The organism is Azomonas macrocytogenes (assembly GCF_014191985.1).
Lineage (GTDB): Bacteria > Pseudomonadota > Gammaproteobacteria > Pseudomonadales > Pseudomonadaceae > Azomonas > Azomonas macrocytogenes.
Genome location: NZ_JACHXI010000032.1, coordinates 1 through 16,414 on the forward strand (window position 1 = coordinate 1; position 16,414 = coordinate 16,414).

The window sequence follows — 16,414 nt, forward strand, 5'->3', positions numbered from 1 at the left end:
CAGAGTTTCGATCGACTGATGAGCGCGAGCAGCCGAGCCGCTGACCACCCCCGACGGAAGCAAGGCCGCGTTGGCAGCGCCGAGCCCGGCTCGTGCCTGGGTGACGCGGGCTGCCGCCTGTGCCAAATCCAGATTCTGTTCAAGCGCCAACGATATGAAGTCCGTGAGCAAGGGATCGTCGAATCCCTGCCACCATGTTGCCAGCTCCGAGTCCGGCGTGTTGGCCCCTTGCTCTGCCGTCTGTCCGATGTAATGGATCGGCAATGGTGCATCCGGGCGATGGTAGTCCGGGCCTATTGCGCAGCCAGCGGTCACGCTGGCGCAGAGGAAAAGAAGAACAGAGCGACGGAGGAGCATGACGATCGGTGAGCTAGGGATATTGCGTGACCATAATACAAAATGGTCACTCGTTGTAAATCTTTGATGCCCGAGGTAAGCTGGCGAAATGATGAAAGCACACACTCCCGCGCCCCAGCTTCGGGGACCCTCGGATCATGATGTCCGAGATCAGATCGTCGAAGCAGCGACTAAATACTTCGGTCGCTACGGCTATGGAAAAACGACTGTTTCCGACCTGGCGAAAGCCATTGGTTTTTCCAAGGCCTACATCTACAAGTTCTTCGACTCCAAGCAGGCGATTGGCGAGGTCATCTGCTCCAACCGCCTGAGCACGATCATGGCGACTGTCGATGAGGCCGTCACTGGCGTCCCTGCTGCGCCTGAGAGGTTGCGCCGGATGTTCAAGGCGCTGGTGGAGGCTGGCAGCTATCTCTTTTTCCACGATCGCAAGCTCTACGACATTGCCGCGACCTCGGCCAGCGAGTCTTGGCCGTCGGTTGGGGCATATGAAGAACACCTCAAAGCCCTGGTGTTGCAGATCGTTCGCGATGGCCGCGAGTTAGGGGAATTTGAACGCAAGACCCCACTGGATGAAACGGTCAATGCCATCTACTTGGTCATGCGGCCGTACATCAATCCACTGTTGTTGCAGCACAACCTGGATAACGCTGCGGATGCTGCGACCCAGCTATCCAGCCTGATATTGCGCAGCCTGGCACCCTAGTCGATTTTCCGTGACCATTGACTAAGTTGGTCACCTATATAAAAATGGGAACACTTGTTCTTCGTCAAGAAGGGTTCCCATGCTCCGGCGCAAGCTTGCCTCCTATGTCACCTACCTGTTGCCGCTTGCCCTTGCGGCATGCGGTGACAATCACGCCTCTGACCCACGCACAGAGGCTCCACTAGTTCGGATCGGGGCCGTCCAAGGCGCATCCGCCCCATCTCGATCGTTCACAGGTGTTGTCGCGGCCCGGATTCAAAGCGATCTTGGCTTTCGCGTCACCGGCAAGGTGCTGGAGCGCCTCGTGGATACCGGGCAGACCGTCAAGCGCGGCCAGTCCCTCATGCGTATAGACCCGATCGACCTGGGCTTGCAGGCGCGCGCCCAGCAGGAGGCAGTGGCCGCTGCACAAGCGCGCGCCAAGCAAACGGCCGATGATGAAGTGCGATACCGTGATCTGGTCGCCGAAGGTGCTGTTTCGGCGTCCGCATACGATCAAATCAAAGCCGCGGCCGACTCGGCGCGGGCGCAGCTCAAGGCTGCCAAAGCGCAAGCTGACGTTGCCAGGAATGCGTCGAGCTACGCGCTGCTGCTTGCAGATGCGGATGGCGTCGTGGTCGAGACGCTGGCTGAACCGGGCCAAGTGGTGAGTGCCGGGCAGCCGGTCGTTCGCCTGGCTCGGGCTGGCCAGCGCGAGGCCGTCGTGCATCTGCCCGAGACGCTTCGGCCAGCCGTTGGCTCGGTTGCCAAAGCGACGTTGTACGGTCAGCGGCTGGCCCCCGTGTCGGCAAAGCTACGGCAGCTATCCGATGCTGCGGATCGCGTCACCCGCACTTACGAGGCCAGATATGTGCTCGAAGGGGCGCTCGCGCAGGCCCCGCTGGGCGCGACCGTTACCGTCGAAATTCCGAATGGCACGGCATCCACGCCATCGCTGCAAGTCCCGATCGGCGCACTGTTCGACCCCGGCAAGGGGCCGGGTGTTTGGGTCGTCGAGGGAAAGGCTGCCAAAGTGGTTTGGCGATCTGTCCAACTGCTCGGCTTGACGGACGACGTGGCGCAAGTGACGGGCGACCTTAAGATCGGCGAGCAGGTGGTATCGCTCGGCGCGCATCTTCTGCGTGAGGGCGAAGTCGTCAGGCCAGCCGGCCAGGGCAAAGCTGTGCCTGCTGGAGATCGTCCATGAGCGAAGGACGCTTCAATCTTTCGGCGCTCGCGGTACGCGAACGCTCCATCACGGTGTTCCTGATTTTCTTGATCTCCGTCGCGGGCATTCTCACGTTCCTCCAACTCGGACGCGCCGAAGACCCTCCTTTCACGGTCAAGCAGATGACGGTCATCACCGCCTGGCCTGGAGCGACGGCGCAGGAAATGCAGGATCAGGTCGCCGAACCGCTGGAAAAGCGCATACAGGAACTGCGGTGGTACGACCGCACTGAAACCTACACGCGCCCCGGCTTGGCCTTCACGATGGTTTCACTGCTCGACAGTACGCCGCCTTCGGAAGTCCAGGAGGAGTTCTACCAGGCCCGCAAGAAGCTTGCAGACGAAGCCCAAAAGCTGCCTTCCGGCGTCATTGGCCCAATGGTCAACGACGAGTATGCGGACGTGACGTTTGCGCTCTTTGCCCTCAAGGCCAAAGGAGAACCGCAGCGGCTGTTGGTGCGCAACGCGGAGACGCTGCGCCAGCAACTGTTGCACGTCCCAGGACTGAAGAAGGTCAACATCATTGGCGAGCAGTCTGAACGCGTCTTCGTGTCCTTCTCTCACGACCGTCTAGCCACGCTGGGCGTCTCGCCGCAGGATATCTTTGCAGCACTCAATGGCCAGAACGTCCTTACCCCCGCCGGTTCCATAGAGACAAAGGGGCCGCAGGTATTCCTGCGTGTCGATGGTGCGTTCGACAAGTTGGAGAAGATCCGCAACACGCCCATCAGCGCGCAGGGACGCACGTTGAAACTGTCGGATGTGGCGACCGTCGAGCGCGGCTACGAAGACCCGGCCACCTTTCTGGTTCGCAGCAATGGAGAAGCGGCGCTGCTGTTGGGCATCGTGATGCGCGACGACTGGAATGGGCTCGATCTGGGCAAGGCGCTCGAGGCGGAAGTCACCAAGATCAATGCCGAACTGCCTTTGGGCATGACGCTGAGCAAAGTGACCGATCAGGCCGTCAACATCAGCTCGGCGGTCGACGAGTTCATGGTCAAGTTCTTCGTCGCCTTGCTGGTCGTGATGGTGGTGTGCTTCTTGAGCATGGGCTGGCGTGTCGGCATCGTGGTCGCGGCTGCCGTACCGCTGACGCTGGCGGCCGTGTTCGTCATCATGGCCGCCACCGGCAAGAACTTCGACCGCATCACGCTCGGATCGTTGATTCTGGCGCTCGGCCTTCTGGTGGACGACGCCATCATCGCCATCGAAATGATGGTGGTGAAGATGGAGGAAGGCTACAGCCGCATCAAAGCCTCCGCCTACGCCTGGAGCCACACGGCGGCGCCCATGCTTTCCGGCACGCTCGTGACGACCATCGGCTTCATGCCCAATGGATTCGCGCGTTCGACTGCGGGCGAATACACTAGCAATATGTTCTGGATCGTCGGCATTGCCCTGATCGTTTCTTGGGTGGTGGCGGTGGTGTTCACCCCCTACCTCGGGGTGAAGCTGCTGCCGGATCTCAAGAAGGTCGAAGGTGGACATGAGGCCATCTACAACACTCGCAACTACAACCGTTTCCGGCAGGTGCTAGAGCGCGTCATCGCGCGCAAATGGCTGGTGGCGGGGGCAGTAGTTGGATTGTTCGTGCTTTCAATCCTTGGCATGGGTGTGGTCAAGAAGCAATTCTTCCCGACCTCCGACCGGCCCGAGGTACTCGTCGAGGTGCAGATGCCGTATGGCACTTCGATTGAGCAAACCAGCGCCGCGACGGCGAAGGTCGAAGCCTGGTTGGCAAAGCAGGAGGAAGCCAAGATCGTGACCGCCTACATCGGTCAGGGTGCGCCACGGTTCTACCTTGCCATGTCGCCTGAACTGTCCGATCCGTCGTTCGCCAAAGTTGTGGTGCTGACGGGCAATCAAGAAGAACGGGAAGCACTCAAGTTCAGACTGCGTCAGGCGGTCGCCGACGGGCTGGCCTCCGAGGCTCGGGTACGGGTGACGCAACTCGTGTTCGGCCCCTATTCGCCGTTCCCTGTCGCCTATCGCGTCATGGGGCCTGACCCGGACAAGCTGCGCGAGATCGCCGCGCGAGTGGAGACCTCAATGCAGGCCAGTCCAATGATGCGCACGGTCAATGTGGATTGGGGGCAGCGTGTACCCACCTTGCATTTCACGCTGGATCAAGATCGGCTCCAGGCTGTAGGATTGACCTCCAGCTCCGTGGCCTTGCAGTTGCAGTTCTTGCTCAGCGGGGTTCCGATCACGGACGTGCGCGAGGACATCCGCTCGGTGCAAGTTGTTGGCCGCGCGGCCGGCGATATCCGTCTCGATCCCGCGAAGATCGCCGGATTCACGCTGGTCGGATCGGCAGGACAACGCATTCCGCTGTCGCAGGTAGGCACTGTCGATGTACGCATGGAAGACCCTGTCCTGCGCCGCCGTGATCGCACACCGACCATCACGGTTCGTGGCGACATTGCCGAGGGATTGCAACCGCCGGACGTTTCCACCGCAGTCTTGAAGCAGCTGCAGCCGATCATCGAGAAGCTGCCTTCGGGCTACCGGATCGAACAGGCCGGCTCGATCGAGGAGTCCGCCAAGGCCACCACGGCGATGCTGCCGCTGTTCCCGATCATGATCGCGCTCACGCTGCTTATCATCATCTTGCAGGTGCGTTCGATCGCGGCGATGGTCATGGTGTTTGCCACGAGCCCGCTTGGCTTGATCGGCGTGGTGCCGACCTTGCTGATGTTCCAGCAGCCGTTCGGCATCAACGCACTGGTCGGCCTGATCGCGCTGTCGGGAATCTTGATGCGCAATACGCTGATCCTGATCGGACAAATCCGTCACAACGAACAGGGAGGATTGAGTCCCTTCAATGCGGTCGTCGAGGCCACCGTGCAGCGTGCCAGACCGGTGATATTGACGGCCTTGGCCGCGATCCTGGCCTTTATCCCGCTGACCCATTCGGTGTTCTGGGGGACGCTGGCCTACACGCTCATCGGCGGCACATTCGCTGGGACGATTCTGACCCTGGTATTCCTGCCGGCGATGTACTCCATCTGGTTCAAGATCAAGCCGGTTCCTTCGCAAAGCTGATCGCCCCTCTCTCTTATCACACGAAAAGGAACTGCCATGTCGAACTCCAAAGTCGTTGTCATCACGGGCGTGTCATCGGGCATCGGGCGCGCCACTGCCATCAAGTTTGCAACGCAGGGGTGCCGCGTATTCGGCACCGTGCGCAACTTGGAAAAGACGCAGGCCATACCCGGCGTTGCGCTTATCGAAATGGATATCCGCGATAAAGAATCGGTTCAACGTGGAATTCAGTCCATCATTGCTCAGACCACGCGGATCGACGTGCTGGTCAACAGTGCGGGCGTGACCCAGGCCGGCGCAATGGAAGAAGCGTCAACTGACGAAGCCAAGACGCTGTTCGACACCAACCTCTTCGGCCTCCTGCGCACGATCCCGGCGGTGCTGCTGCACATGCGCGCGCAACGTTCTGGCCGCATTGTCAATGTGAGTTCCATGCTGGGCTTTCTGCCTGCGCCATACATGGCGCTCTATTCGGCATCCAAGCACGCCGTGGAAGGACTCTCCGCACGAGGTGCGCCAGTTCGGTGTTCGCGTCGCACTGGTCGAACCATCGTTCACCAAGACGAACCTGGATCTCAACGCACCGCAAACCGTTCGCAAAATCCCGGACTACAGCGAACAGTTCGGCGTCGTCTCCCAGGCCATTCAGAAGAATGTCCAGAAAGCGCCCGACCCCGATGGCGTAGCCAGTGCGATCGTCAATGCGGCGTTGGGGGCCTGGAAAATGCGACGCACGCCCAAAGGGGAGGCATCTCTTCTGGCCAAACTCCACCGCTTCATGCCTGCCGGGCCGGTCGAGAAAGGCCTGAGAAAAACGTTTGGGCTGGCCTAAGCCAATCCGTGCCATCACGTAGCTGCGGTCACTCGATGGGCTTGGCTCCGAGAGACCAATCGCACCCAATGAGCAGAGTAGCTCCATGACTAACCCGGACAGCCGTACCACCAGCGCCTTGTCGGCCGCCAACGAACAGGCATCACCAGGCATGCCACCCAGCGCCGCCTCGCCGTGGCCGATTTTCTGGGTGGTCAGCGTTGCGGTGTTTCTTGTGTCTATGGATGGCACCATGCTGTTCGCGGCCTTCAGCGCCTTGCGTGCAGGGTTTCCGCAAGCCACGGTGGCAGACCTGTCTTGGGTGCTCAATGCGTACGCCGTGGTCTATGCGGCGATGCTGATTCCATCTGGCGGATTGGCAGACAGGCACGGACGCAAGAAGGTGTTCCTCGTAGGTGTCGCACTGTTCGTGGCGGCGTCCGTTGCCTGTGGCCTGGCGGGCAGCGTGGAATGGCTGGTTGCAGCAAGAGTACTGCAAGCCATCGGCGCTGCCTTGCTAACGCCCGCATCGCTCTCGCTTGTGCTAGCCGCGTTCCCGACTAACAAGCGCGCAGTGGCCGTCAGTCTGTGGGGTGCGGTCGGTGGTCTGGCTGCGGCTGTAGGACCCAGTCTGGGCTCGTTTGTGATCGCATCGCTCGGTTGGCAGTGGGCGTTCTATCTGAACGTGCCTGTGGGCATTTTTGCGATTTGGCGCGGTGCAAGGCTGCTGACGGAGACGAAGCAACAGACCAAAGGACGCCCATTGGATCTGGTAGGCATGTGCTTGCTGATCGCCGGCATCGGTGCATTGGCACTGTCGATCGTGCAATCGGAGTCCCCTGCCTGGTCACGCCATGAACTGCTGGGCGGTGCGGGGATCGGCGTGATTTGCATCATCGGATTTGTCGCTTGGGCGCGGTCAGCCTCTGCCCCGCTTGTGGATTTGCGCTTGTTTCGCAACCGCACATACCGGTACGTCAATCTTGCAACGTTGAGCTTCGGCATCGCGTTTTCGATGATGTTCTTCGCCTTCTTCTTCTACATGAGTTCAATCTGGAAGTACCCGCTCCCACTTGCCGGCCTGGCCATGATGCCTGGGCCGCTGATGGTGGTGCCAGTTGCTGCGCTGTCGGGTCGAGTGGCGAGCAGGCACGGCCACCGTCCGCTGCTGCTGGTCGGCTGCCTCATCTATGCGATCAGTGCGTTGTGGTTCTTGTTCGTGCCGGGAGTTGAGCCCGCCTACCTCACGCAATGGCTACCTGGCATGTTGCTCAGTGGAGTCGGAGTCGGCATGGTGATGCCGTCGCTGTCGGGAGCGGCAGTCAGTCGCTTGCCGGCAGACCATTACGCCGTGGGCAGTGCCGTCAACCAAGCCATACGACAGATCGGCTCGGTCATGGGGGTTGCACTGACCGTTCTGTTCCTCGGCAGTCCCAGCTTGCAGCGCGCCGACTTCAATGCCGTCTATCTATGCCATATCGGCTTGGCACTGATCACCGCAGCATTGTGTCTGCCGGTCAACACGTCGCCCTCAGCCATCGCCAAATCCCATGCCCTGGATGCGAGTCCAGAAAGCGCATAGGAATGGATCGTTGGTAAACCGTATAGGAGACATTCATGGGAAACAATCAAGCATCGCCTATCTGGGAACGCCAACAGGCAGACGCGATGCAGCGCATGCGCGACGGCGGCGGGTTGCCCGGCCTCGCTCGAATGGAGCAGCTTGCCGGCAAGAGCGGGCGCGAGATCCTTGAGGCCATGATGTCTGGCGAACTGCCGTACCCGCCCATGAATGAAACCATGAACATGACATTGCTGAAGGTTGGCGATGGGTATGCGGTTTTTCAGGGCATTCCGCTGCTACAACACTACAACCCGCTAGGAAGCGTGCATGGAGGGTGGTTTGCCGCGCTGCTGGACTCGGCGCTTGGTTGTGCAGTGCAGACCACGCTGCCCGTCGGGCGTTCCTACACGACGGCGGAACTCAGCATCAAGATCGTGCGGCCGGCTTCGCACAAGACCGGCCCGTTGCGCGCGACTGGCCGCTTGATCCATGGAGGCGGGCGTCTCGCTACGGCCGAAGCTCGCATCGAGGATGAGCAAGGCAAGCTGTATGCCCATGCAACGACAACCTGCTTTGTCTTTGACGTATCAACCACTGGTTGAAGGCAGACCGAAACCACGGCACCTATACGGATTAGCAAGTTGGGAAGTTATCCAAAGCAGTGCTCGTCGTGAGGCGTAGCACAGATGAGAAGAACGGTGATGCGATGAGCACTCAAGAAAATTCAAATCGAGTTGTGGTGACAGGGATGGGCACCGTCGGGCCGCTGGGATGCGGCACCGAAACCACGTGGACTCGCCTGTTGGCCGGGCAATCGGGCATTCGGGTGCTGCCGGTTGATCTTGCCGATGGCACTGGCACCGCCATTGGCGGGCAGGTGCCGAGCCTGATGGAAGATCCTCAGTCCGGCTACAACCCGGAGCAATTCATTGCGGCCAAAGAGCGCAAGAAAATGGATCGCTTCATCGAGTTCGCACTCGTCGCTGCGCAGGAAGCTCTTGCGCAAGCAGGTTGGCACCCGACCGAAGAAAAGCAGAAACAACGAACAGCGACCATCATTGCGTCGGGTATCGGTGGATTTGGCGCCATCGCCGATGCCGTGCGCACGACCGACGCCCGTGGGCCGCGCCGGCTTTCACCCTTCACCGCCCCTTCTTTTCTCGCCAACATGGCGGCCGGGCATGTATCCATCCAGCATGGATTCAAGGGGCCGCTGGGAGCCCCGGTGACGGCCTGCGCCGCCGGAGTGCAAGCCATCGGCGATGCTGCGCGGATGATTCGCAGTGGCGAAGTCGATGTTGCTGTGTGCGGTGGAACCGAAGCGGCAATCCACCGCGTAAGCCTGGGTAGTTTCGCGGCGGCACGCGCGTTGTCCACGGGATTCAACGAACGTCCTCATGAAGCATCGCGCCCATTTGATCGCGACCGCGACGGCTTTGTCATGGCCGAGGGGGCCGGCCTGTTGGTGATCGAATCACTGGAGCACGCGCTGGCTCGCGGCGCAACTCCATTGGCGGAACTGGTCGGCTACGGCACCAGCGCCGACGCCTACCACCTCACCGCTGGCCCGGAAGACGGCAGCGGTGCTCAACGCTCAATGCAGCAGGCATTGCAGCAAGCGGGTATTTCGCCTGGCCATGTGCAGCATATCAATGCACATGCGACCTCCACGCAGGTTGGCGACAAGAGCGAGCTGACTGCGATTCGGTCTGTCTTTGGCACCAACTCAGGTGTCGCCATCACTTCAACCAAGTCCAGCACAGGCCATTTGCTGGGGGCCGCAGGAGGGATCGAGGCTATTTTCACTGTGCTGGCCCTTCGGGATCAGGTTGTTCCGCCCACTCTTAATCTCATCAACCCCGATGAGGTTGCCGACGGCCTCGATTTGGTTGGACTGGCTGCGCGAAAAATGGAGATACGCCACGCGCTCTCGAACGGCTTCGGATTCGGCGGCGTCAATGCCAGCGTCCTATTCCGCCGGTGGGATCAATAACTACACCGGGCACGACGTTGAAAGCCACGAAATGCCATGCTTCTGACCAAAGAAATCCAATCGGAAGTCTCGATTCGGAGACTGCGCAATTGCCATCTTTTTGACGGCATGGATGATCTGCGGCTTGGCGAGGTTGCGAGTCTATGCACTTGGCAGCACTTGAAGCCTGGACAAACTGCCGCCGGCGGATCGCAGGAGACATTCTTCATCGTTTGCCAAGGCAAGATGCGGATTTCCACGCTGTCTCCGAATGGACGCGAGCTACTCATATCGGACTTTTCACAGGGCGGCCATTTCGGCGTTGTCGGCGTCATGGGTGCCAGTGCTGCTTCCCTGCAAGCCCAGGCGTTAATTCCATCGGTGCTTGCGTGCTTGACGCGCGCCAAGGGGTCATTTGCGGAAGGGGGCGAAAACTTACGCTAAGGCTTTGGCCAACGATATTCACCAGTGAGATTGATGTGCTCCCAGCCGAGTGGCGAGACGTGGGCCAGAAGATCGGGCGATAGCAGTTTTCCGTCTCGTTTCTGGCTGGCAACGACCTCGCCCAGTTTCATGGTGTTCCAGAAAATAATGATGGCGGCGAGCAGGTTCATACCGGCGATTCGGTAATGTTGGCCTTCGGCGGAGCGGTCGCGGATTTCGCCCCGGCGATGGAAACTGATGGCTCGTTTCAGCGCGTGATGGGCCTCGCCCTTGTTGAGTCCAATCTGGGCGCGGCGTTGCAGATCGGCATCCAGAATCCAGTCGATCATGAATAGGGTTCGCTCGACACGACCGACTTCCCGCAAGGCTGTCGCGAGTTCGTTCTGCCGCGGATAGGAGGCCAGCTTCCGTAGGATCTGGCTTGGCGCGACACTTCCGGCTGCAATGGTGGCGGCGATGCGCAGGATGTCGGGCCAGTTGCGTTCGATCATGGCCTGATTGATCTTTCCGCCGATCAAGGCCCGTACGTGAGAGGGAGCGGTCGATGGATTAAACGCATAGAGCCGCTTGGACGGCAGATCCCGGATCCGAGGGGCGAACCGGTAGCCGAGAATGGCGCACGCAGCAAAGACATGATCGGTGAAGCCGCCTGTGTCGGCGAACTGCTCGCGGATGTGCCGACCGGTATCGTTCATGAGCAGGCCGTCGAAGATGTACGGGGCTTCGCTTGCCGTTGCAGGGATTACTTGGGTCGCGAATGGCGCATATTGGTCGGAGACGTGACTGTAAGCTTTCAGACCCGGGGTGTTTCCGTATTTCGCGTTAATCAGGTTCATGGCTTCGCCTTGCTCCGTGGCGGCGAAGAACTGGCCATCGCTCGAAGCCGAAGTGCCCATGCCCCAGAACTGGGCCATGGGTAACGTTGCCTGCGCCTCGACCACCATGGCCGTCGGAGTGGCCGGATGCGGCGGTGTTGGCGCAGGTCCGGGACTACGTCACCGCGCGCATGGATCTGAAGGGCGAGGTGTACTGGATCGTCGACGACACCGGCTTTCGCAAGAAGGGCCGCCATTCGGTGGGTGTGGCCCGGCAATACTGCGGCGAGATCGGCAAGCAGGACAACTGCCAGGTGGCGGTGAGCGTGTCGCTGGCCACATTGGCCGCTAGCGTACCGATGGCGATCTGCCCGAAGCCTGGGTCGAAGACGCCGCACGGCGCAAGACTGCGGGGATTCCGGAAGGGATCGGCTTTGCCACCAAGCCGCAGATCGCACTGGCGCAGTTGGAAGCGGCGTGTACTGCCAAGGTGCCGCGCGGCACGGTGCTGGCTGATGCGGCCTATGGTAGCAACACCGCTTGGCGTGACGGGCTGGTGGCGCTGGCACTGGACTACGCCGTCGAGCGTGAAGGTCTGGCCGCCGGGCGTTCTGCCCGAGCCGCCGGCCCCATGGCGGGGACAAGGTCGGCCCCCGGTCCGGCATCGGTGCAGCGCCGATCGCCAACCGGTGTCGGTGGAAGCACTGGCCTTGTCGTTGCAGGCACGCGCCTTCAGGACGGTGTCGTGGCGCGAAGGCAGCAACGCCCTGCTGTCGGGGCGTTTCGCCGCCGTCCGCGTGCGGGCTGCGCAGGGGGATCGTCTGCGCGAAGAGCAGTGGCTGCTGATCGAGTGGCCTAAGGGCGAAGACAAGCCGCTCAAGTACTTCCTCTCCAACCTGCCTGCGACCACGTCATTGAAGGCGTTGGTGAACACCACCAAGGCACGCTGGCGGATTGAACGGGACTATCAGGACCTGAAGCAGGAGTTCGGACTCGATCACGACGAAGGGCGCGGCTGGCGGGGCTTCCACCACCATGCCACGTTGTGCATCGCCGCCCACGGCTTCCTGGTCGCAGAACGATTGCGCGGCGCACGTCAAAAAAAACCGTCACAACGCCCGCAACCTGCCTTACCCGAGGATTTCCTGCCGCGCGGCAGGGCCACAACGCGCCCAGCGCCACGTGGCGGACTCCATCGCAACGCTTCGTTGGATGATTGCCATCGAAATCAGCGCACGGCTGCTCGACAGAAGGGCAAATCCACACAGACGGATTTAATGACACAGTAGGATTAACAACCAGCCAAACCCTTATGGGCTGAGACGTGTCCCTTCAATCCTCCGCCAGGCGAAAAGCTTCTGCCATGCGATCCTGCTCTCGAGCAGGAAGCCTAAGACCATTAGCAATTGTTCTCCATTGGCTGACGGTGCCCTGGAAGTCTTCAATGATCTCGTCGGCCTCTTTCAGGCTCAGTCGGAAATACTCGGCAACCTCGCGTGCCAAGTCGAGATCTAGGGCGTTATCCGCTTCAGTGATGTTGAGCTTTAGGCCGTCGGCGATAGGGACGGGGTTCATATCGTAGGCTTCGGAGAGCCGCCATCCGGCGCCTGGAACCAAGATGAATCCGTGATTACGCAAGTGATCGTCTGTGTTCGAGACGAGAATGTTGAAGACAATCCTCGACCATAGTTCGAGCAGGTCGGCGTTGGTCTGGGAGCCAGACTTTATGAGCACCTCGGCCAGTTCCAGGTAACTGGCACCTGTGGAGGCATCATCGCCGTCAACGTGTCCCGTCATGGTCATCGCCGAGGCAAAATGAAGGCGCCGGCCGTTCTCTGTACGATCAAACCGACGGACCATGAAGCAGTGATAGTCGCTGGCGAATTTCCGGGCTTCGGCGACAGCCACGTTCAGGCCGCAGCCGACGGCCAGGGCATTCACGACCATCTCCCAGCCACCCACGTCGTAGTCGTCGCGGGTGCTCGGAAACTTAGCGATGTATAAGAGCCCCTTGTCGTCTGCGACGCTTGCCTTGGGTCTGGCACCACCAAGCGAGCCGCCAGGGGCAATCAGCATCCTCAGCCAGTCTTGGCCCTGCAAGGCTGTGTTATCAGGGTCTTTCTCCAGAGCTCGGCTTGCACGCTCCAATTCATGAATTCTGGCGAACGGAGGAGCGGCCACACCAATCCGGTCATCAAGAAACTCGCCCGCATCATCGAGTTTGTAGCGAAAGGCGCCAACACGGTAGAGATCGTGTACGCCTAAGAGGTAGTCCGATTCGTAGAGCCGTGTGCCTTTGGGCTGGATGCCAGCACGAATGTCCCGCTCGAGCCGACGCTCCATGAGCGAGCGGCCCCATCGATCTGGGCTCGAGTCCGCGAAGGCGCCAAACTTGTCCTGGGGCGGGATGGGAAACTGAGGCCCTTCAAATAGGCCGATTCCGGGATCAAATTGCAGTTGGCCAAGGTCAGGATCAATCAGGGCCGCAGGATCATATTGGAATTCAAACAACTCGCTCGCGCGGGTCTTGCGACTGTGCAAGAGCCCAAGTCTTTTGGGCTCCAACAGGCCGTCCCAGTCTACATACACGCCGATTATGGTCATTGCTTGTCGTGCTCTCCACGCTTTTTCTTCACTGGCTTCAGAAGAGAAACAAGATCCACCGCTGTCGTTCCGAGTGATTTAGTGGATGCTTGGTCTGTGGTGACCATAGGGCCTCGGTCCCGGTTTGGCTCACTGCATTTCACGGCGGTGGTTCTTTTCATCGTCACTGGCAAGTCTTGTTTGCCTGCGGCGTCAAGACGCTGGCCTTGACCGACTGAGCTCGGCTGGGTAGGCCGGACGGTGCCTCGCTTCACGAGACGTGAGTCCTGCAACTGACGGCCGAGGTCATCCGATGAGCCCAGTTTTGCCAGATCCTTCTCGAGGCCCAGGACCTGCATAACGGACAGATAAGCACCCATCGTCACTCCCGAGCCGCCGGCCTCAAGGGAGCGGAGTGTCATCGGCGACATCCCCGCCCGTTCCGCGACCTGCTTGGCAGTCAACTTTCGGCGCAGGCGCGCGAGCTTCAGCCGTTCACCGAGTTCGATAAGCAGCTGGTTGGTGTACGGTAAGAGAGGCGCAGTCTTCTTCGCCATGATACTAATATTCCTGCGATTTTGACCAATATTAGCCAGAATATTAGCATTCAAAAACCGGTTGCTCGACCTCCTGTTGAGGGGGAGAAGCGACGCTCGGTTGCTCCTGTATGCCAATATTGCAGCGACCAAGAGGAAAAAACGCTAAAATATTAGCACTTATCTTCTAGGGATGTGACGAAGCTCTTACATGCGCTGCTTTGGTGCAATAGTTTTGCGTAAGCCGTGCTACACGCTCTATCAGTCTCGAATGTCCGTGCGGCGGAACTGAAGATGGGGAGCCTGCAGAATGCAGACAAAATCGTCCGCCAAGGCAATTGGCCATATATAACCTATTAGGTTAATTTATGGTCATGGAGAAAAGAACGCCCGACTGCAAGCTATCCACCATCAAAGCCTTGATCGAGGTGGGCAAGGTACGCACCACGCACGCTGCGCGAGTGGGCGCGAATGAGTTGGGGGCTTGGGCTTTCCGACATGCTGGCCGTGGTGATGGCGCTTACGCCAGCGGATCACACAGTCTGGCAATACGTGTACTGCCCAAGTACGCAGGCCGGCGACATGTATCTGAAGCTGACGGTCATCGATGATGTGCTGATCGTGTCCTTCAAGGAGCTATGAACATGAAATGTCCCTCCTGCGGCGCGGCGGAACTGATCCACGACACCCGCGACCTGCCCTATACCTATAAGGGCGAAACCACCGTCTTGGCGGCGGTGACGGGCGATTTCTGCCCGGCCTGCGCTGAGTCTGTCCTGGACGCCGCGGAATCGGATCGCGTCATGCGCGAAATGCGCGCGTTCTCGAAGCAGGTCAATGCAGCCATTGTCGATCCTGGCTTTATCGCTGCCGTGCGCAAGAAACTCGCGCTCGACCAGCGCGAAGCGGCCGAGATTTTCGGTGGCGGCGTCAATGCGTTCTCGCGCTATGAGACGGGCAAGACCAAGCCGCCCTTGGCGTTAGTAAAGCTGCTCAAGGTGCTTGATCGTCATCCGGATCTACTGAACGAAGTCAGAACGGCATAAGTGCATTGGCGCTGGCAGGCATTCGCCTGGGGCGTCGCGCGCGCACAAAACCCCATCCACGATGGGGTCGGGCTACCTTCAGCCTGCATGCTGGAAACCCTGTTCGCCGCTGCCGGCCTCGACATTACTCCCGGCCTGGAATCACGCGTCTCCAGCCCGGAAGCCATCTGGGCGACAGCACGCTATTGGTACGACTACTACGACAAGAACAAGCGGGAGGCTCCTAAAGGCCGCTTCTTCACACCGCACGATTATGACATCAAGGATGGTAAGTAGATCAACAGATCGGCCAAATTTCAATTCGCCGCTTGACACTTAGAAGATCGTCCGAGGCGTGCAGTATGTCTCGATCCGCTACACTGAGCGCTTGGCCGAATCTGGAGTCGAGCCCTCGGTGGGCAGCGTGGGGGACTCCTTGACTGGCAACTCACACCTGCCATTTTGGCACATTGGCGCCGAGTGGATGAGAATGAGTCCATCCCATTGCTTACCTAAAATTGGCCAAACTCCCGGTAGGATTCAAGGAGGAGTAGTGTTCAATCTCTGACGGAGCTGCGAACCGGAGACTTGTTCTGGATCAGAGCGCCGGGAAGGTCGACAGCTGTGTCGCAAGCACGAAACGAGTCCACTCATGCAGGTGGGTATAGGCACCGGAGCACTGCGGGCCAGAGAGCTGTTGTGTTATGCACTGCTGTAGGTTTACATCAATTTCGTCGTTCAAAGCTGCGATCCCCAGAAAGTTGCCCGATGGGGCCACCAGCGTATGGAAACTGTGCGCCAGTGGTACAGGCGCGCCGGGGAACGGCATAGCTTTCTTGGCTAATATGAAACCCTTTCGGTTGAACACGAGTCCGTTGGGGCGGTGTTGTGGTCCCGGAAGCATCGCCCCGTTGGGCATCATCACGAATGTGGTCAGAGCAGGGTCGATCTGCCAGCCGAACTGATAGGGTATCTGAGAACCGACCACTCGCTGCTCAAACTCCTGGGAGCGCCACTGGACATCAAACAGATGAGGCGTCCTAGCGCCCCAGATGAGCAGTTGGAACGGCCCGCTCGTTGACTTAGCGACACACACGTTGCCATCATTTTCTAGCTCATAGCCGTCCGGCACGATAGCAGTAGCCCCCGTCTCATCATGCACCCACACTTGGAAGAGCGCTTGCTGCAGCTGCTGAGGATTTTCGTGCGAAATCTGGATTAGGTACTGTACGCGCTGAAAATCATCAGCGCCACGCATCAGATCGCCGAAGGTGCGTTGTCCGCTATTGTAGAATTCCAAGTCGCCACAGGTCAGCCGTCGCCCCGTGCGCTGCGCGTTGGACATCTGTT

At 59.8% G+C, this 16,414-nt stretch carries 14 protein-coding genes and 4 pseudogenes; 13 read left to right on the forward strand and 5 right to left on the reverse strand.

Translation table 11 applies throughout. The features are described from left to right. Positions 1 to 357, reverse strand: a pseudogene (locus tag FHR87_RS17885) (TolC family protein); the annotation flags it as partial. Between the two features lie 88 nt (positions 358 to 445). Here FHR87_RS17885 and FHR87_RS17890 point away from each other — a divergent pair. The 9 genes and pseudogenes from FHR87_RS17890 (at position 446) to FHR87_RS17925 (ending at position 10,105) form a co-directional block, all read left to right on the forward strand. Next, positions 446 to 1,063 (forward strand): TetR/AcrR family transcriptional regulator, encoded by a 618-nt coding sequence (locus FHR87_RS17890; protein ID WP_183168139.1) that lies wholly within the window; start codon positions 446 to 448, stop codon positions 1,061 to 1,063. Between the two features lie 79 nt (positions 1,064 to 1,142). Then, on the forward strand, positions 1,143 to 2,249 hold the full coding sequence (locus tag FHR87_RS17895) for an efflux RND transporter periplasmic adaptor subunit (protein WP_183168140.1): 1,107 nt from the start codon (positions 1,143 to 1,145) through the stop codon (positions 2,247 to 2,249). Further along, positions 2,246 to 5,314, forward strand: coding sequence for an efflux RND transporter permease subunit (locus tag FHR87_RS17900; RefSeq protein WP_183168141.1), 3,069 nt, complete (start codon positions 2,246 to 2,248; stop codon positions 5,312 to 5,314). Before FHR87_RS17895 ends, FHR87_RS17900 begins: the two co-directional genes overlap by 4 nt. 36 nt (positions 5,315 to 5,350) lie before the next feature. Continuing rightward, a pseudogene (locus FHR87_RS19580) lies at positions 5,351 to 5,761 on the forward strand (SDR family NAD(P)-dependent oxidoreductase); the annotation flags it as partial. A gap of 64 nt (positions 5,762 to 5,825) precedes the next feature. After that, positions 5,826 to 6,146: a Rossmann-fold NAD(P)-binding domain-containing protein gene (locus FHR87_RS19585; protein WP_338021273.1), complete on the forward strand. Its 321-nt coding sequence runs from the start codon at positions 5,826 to 5,828 to the stop codon at positions 6,144 to 6,146. An 85-nt stretch (positions 6,147 to 6,231) separates the two neighbouring features. Next, positions 6,232 to 7,707, forward strand: a complete 1,476-nt coding sequence (locus FHR87_RS17910) for a DHA2 family efflux MFS transporter permease subunit (protein WP_183168142.1) — start codon at positions 6,232 to 6,234, stop codon at positions 7,705 to 7,707. A gap of 35 nt (positions 7,708 to 7,742) precedes the next feature. Then, positions 7,743 to 8,291: a PaaI family thioesterase gene (locus FHR87_RS17915; RefSeq protein WP_183168143.1), complete on the forward strand. Its 549-nt coding sequence runs from the start codon at positions 7,743 to 7,745 to the stop codon at positions 8,289 to 8,291. Positions 8,292 to 8,395: 104 nt separating this feature from the next. Then, positions 8,396 to 9,682 (forward strand): beta-ketoacyl-ACP synthase II, encoded by a 1,287-nt coding sequence (fabF, locus tag FHR87_RS17920; protein ID WP_183168144.1) that lies wholly within the window; start codon positions 8,396 to 8,398, stop codon positions 9,680 to 9,682. 36 nt (positions 9,683 to 9,718) lie between these two features. Then, positions 9,719 to 10,105: a cyclic nucleotide-binding domain-containing protein gene (locus FHR87_RS17925; protein ID WP_183168145.1), complete on the forward strand. Its 387-nt coding sequence runs from the start codon at positions 9,719 to 9,721 to the stop codon at positions 10,103 to 10,105. On the opposite strand, the pseudogene FHR87_RS17930 reads toward FHR87_RS17925, so the two are convergent. Beyond that, positions 10,102 to 11,064 (reverse strand): annotated as a pseudogene (locus FHR87_RS17930) (Tn3 family transposase); the annotation flags it as partial. The gene FHR87_RS17925 and the pseudogene FHR87_RS17930 overlap by 4 nt on opposite strands. On the opposite strand from FHR87_RS17930, the pseudogene FHR87_RS17935 reads away from it, so the two are divergent. Beyond that, a pseudogene (locus FHR87_RS17935) lies at positions 11,061 to 12,092 on the forward strand (IS701 family transposase); the annotation flags it as partial. The pseudogenes FHR87_RS17930 and FHR87_RS17935 overlap by 4 nt on opposite strands. Before the next feature lie 160 nt (positions 12,093 to 12,252). Here FHR87_RS17935 and FHR87_RS17940 read toward each other — a convergent pair. Together FHR87_RS17940 and FHR87_RS19390 are read right to left on the reverse strand one after the other, a co-directional pair. After that, entirely contained in the window at positions 12,253 to 13,524 is a 1,272-nt protein-coding gene (locus FHR87_RS17940) for a type II toxin-antitoxin system HipA family toxin (RefSeq protein ID WP_183168147.1), read from the reverse strand. Beyond that, positions 13,521 to 14,060, reverse strand: a complete 540-nt coding sequence (locus FHR87_RS19390; protein WP_183168148.1) for a helix-turn-helix domain-containing protein — start codon at positions 14,058 to 14,060, stop codon at positions 13,521 to 13,523. The genes FHR87_RS17940 and FHR87_RS19390 overlap by 4 nt, the downstream gene beginning before the upstream one ends. 450 nt (positions 14,061 to 14,510) lie before the next feature. Here FHR87_RS19390 and FHR87_RS19695 point away from each other — a divergent pair, with 450 nt between their 5' ends. Genes FHR87_RS19695 through FHR87_RS17960 form a run of 3 tightly spaced genes read left to right on the forward strand, consistent with a single transcriptional unit; the run spans position 14,511 to position 15,361 of the window. Next, positions 14,511 to 14,681 (forward strand): type II toxin-antitoxin system MqsR family toxin, encoded by a 171-nt coding sequence (locus FHR87_RS19695; RefSeq protein WP_420826756.1) that lies wholly within the window; start codon positions 14,511 to 14,513, stop codon positions 14,679 to 14,681. Between the two features lie 2 nt (positions 14,682 to 14,683). Further along, the gene (locus FHR87_RS17955) at positions 14,684 to 15,085 is read left to right on the forward strand and encodes a type II toxin-antitoxin system MqsA family antitoxin (RefSeq protein WP_183168149.1); all 402 of its coding nucleotides are present in this window, start codon (positions 14,684 to 14,686) and stop codon (positions 15,083 to 15,085) included. Further along, positions 15,086 to 15,361 (forward strand): hypothetical protein, encoded by a 276-nt coding sequence (locus FHR87_RS17960; RefSeq protein WP_183168150.1) that lies wholly within the window; start codon positions 15,086 to 15,088, stop codon positions 15,359 to 15,361. It begins immediately after the preceding gene. A gap of 301 nt (positions 15,362 to 15,662) precedes the next feature. Here FHR87_RS17960 and FHR87_RS17965 read toward each other — a convergent pair. After that, the coding region (locus tag FHR87_RS17965) for a hypothetical protein (RefSeq protein ID WP_183168151.1) at positions 15,663 to 16,414 on the reverse strand (752 nt) is incomplete at its 5' end.

Coding starts and splice junctions, on each gene's coding strand:
- FHR87_RS17890 (WP_183168139.1), top strand. CDS start 446: ATGATGAAAGCACACACTCCCGCGCCCCAGCTTCGGGGACCCTCGGAT.
- FHR87_RS17895 (WP_183168140.1), top strand. CDS start 1,143: ATGCTCCGGCGCAAGCTTGCCTCCTATGTCACCTACCTGTTGCCGCTT.
- FHR87_RS17900 (WP_183168141.1), top strand. CDS start 2,246: ATGAGCGAAGGACGCTTCAATCTTTCGGCGCTCGCGGTACGCGAACGC.
- FHR87_RS17910 (WP_183168142.1), top strand. CDS start 6,232: ATGACTAACCCGGACAGCCGTACCACCAGCGCCTTGTCGGCCGCCAAC.
- FHR87_RS17915 (WP_183168143.1), top strand. CDS start 7,743: ATGGGAAACAATCAAGCATCGCCTATCTGGGAACGCCAACAGGCAGAC.
- fabF (WP_183168144.1), top strand. CDS start 8,396: ATGAGCACTCAAGAAAATTCAAATCGAGTTGTGGTGACAGGGATGGGC.
- FHR87_RS17925 (WP_183168145.1), top strand. CDS start 9,719: ATGCTTCTGACCAAAGAAATCCAATCGGAAGTCTCGATTCGGAGACTG.
- FHR87_RS17940 (WP_183168147.1), bottom strand. CDS start 13,524: ATGACCATAATCGGCGTGTATGTAGACTGGGACGGCCTGTTGGAGCCC.
- FHR87_RS19390 (WP_183168148.1), bottom strand. CDS start 14,060: ATGGCGAAGAAGACTGCGCCTCTCTTACCGTACACCAACCAGCTGCTT.
- FHR87_RS19695 (WP_420826756.1), top strand. CDS start 14,511: ATGAGTTGGGGGCTTGGGCTTTCCGACATGCTGGCCGTGGTGATGGCG.
- FHR87_RS17955 (WP_183168149.1), top strand. CDS start 14,684: ATGAAATGTCCCTCCTGCGGCGCGGCGGAACTGATCCACGACACCCGC.